At 34.1% G+C, this 1,368-nt stretch carries 1 protein-coding gene; it reads right to left on the reverse strand.

Annotated features, from left to right (window positions below):
• On the reverse strand, window positions 1-1,368 hold a 1,368-nt coding region (locus BMY79_RS12275), incomplete at both ends, for a hypothetical protein (RefSeq protein ID WP_177176462.1).

The following is a 1,368-nucleotide window of genomic DNA, read 5'->3' on the forward strand; positions in this document are numbered from 1 at the left end:
GAACTCTGTAGATTTTATAAATTTTTTTGCCACGTTGATCTTCAGGAATTGTAATTGTATATGTAATTACGTTTTTTCCTAAATCAGTTAATGTATCTATTGTAGGGTTGTCATTACCGTCATCAGTATAATCATAAGTTCTCGTTATTGTAATTTTAAATGCATAACCTAATTTTAATTGATCATCTTGTATTTTAGTTTTAATCCTATCAATAGCATCATTATCTCCAGGCTCAGGAGCTGTGATTTCAGCTTTTACATGTAATGCTTTTTCTTCAGTTGTTGTTGCTAAATCTTCTAACTCTGTAGACACAAAACCAGCTGCTTTTACAGCTTCATATACATCACCAGCTTTTGCAGAAACTTTAGCAGTGCTAGTTACTTCTTTTGAAATAACAGTTGGTTTGCCTTTAGAATTTGTATTTTCTTCAGTGGAACGATCAGTATATGTTGCTGTACCAGTAATTTTAATTTTTACATCATCTTTTGTAAAACTGCCAGCAGGAAATGTTGCTACATATTTATCGCCATCTTTTGCAAATTTAATTGTAGCCGCACTGATTTCAGAACTCTCCCACTTCACTGGTGGATTATCTGGATTGCTTTCATCGAATTTACATTTTGCCTGTGGTGATACAGTAATAGTTACTTGATCATCTTTTGTAATTCCAGATGTTTTCGAAACCGATACAGTAGCACCACTTAATCCTGAATCATCTACTTTAATATTAGAAAGAAGCTCATATGAACCGCCACTGATAGTTACGTTAGTGTTTTTATCTGTATCTTCTGTACCTGTCAAAGTTGTTGTTATTTCATATTTGTAAGTAGAATCATCTATTTTAGTTCCACCTATATCGCTAGCACCAACCGTAACTTTAGGAATACCTTGTTCACTATTCACAAATTTACGTCCTTCTTTTGCTTTTACAATAAGAGTTGCTTTTGTATTATCTACTTTATCTAATTCAGTTTTATCTATTGTATATGTTATTCCATCCGGAACATTAGCAGCTTTAACAACAGTTAATTTTTCTTTAAGAAGTTCAACTGTCGCCCCTGAATCAAATGTGGCTGGATCTAATTTACCTTCACCATTAAGTGATACTTCATACTCTCTAGCATGATTAACTAATCTATAACCCGGATCAGCAGTAACTGTAATTTCTAATTTACCGTCAGTATCATTATAAACTGCACTTGCAGTTGAATGTGCTGGTATAGTAATTGTTACTTCACCCACTGTTTCACCTGCACTACTTCCTTTTGTAACCACTACCTTCTGAGATGTTGTTTCATCAGCCTTAACCTCCTGAGCGAAACTACCAACAAGTGGAACATTTGGAGCTAAACTAGTGCCAACAACAG

The sequence above is a fragment of the Lachnobacterium bovis genome (genome assembly GCF_900111325.1).
Classification (GTDB): domain Bacteria; phylum Bacillota; class Clostridia; order Lachnospirales; family Lachnospiraceae; genus Roseburia; species Roseburia bovis_A.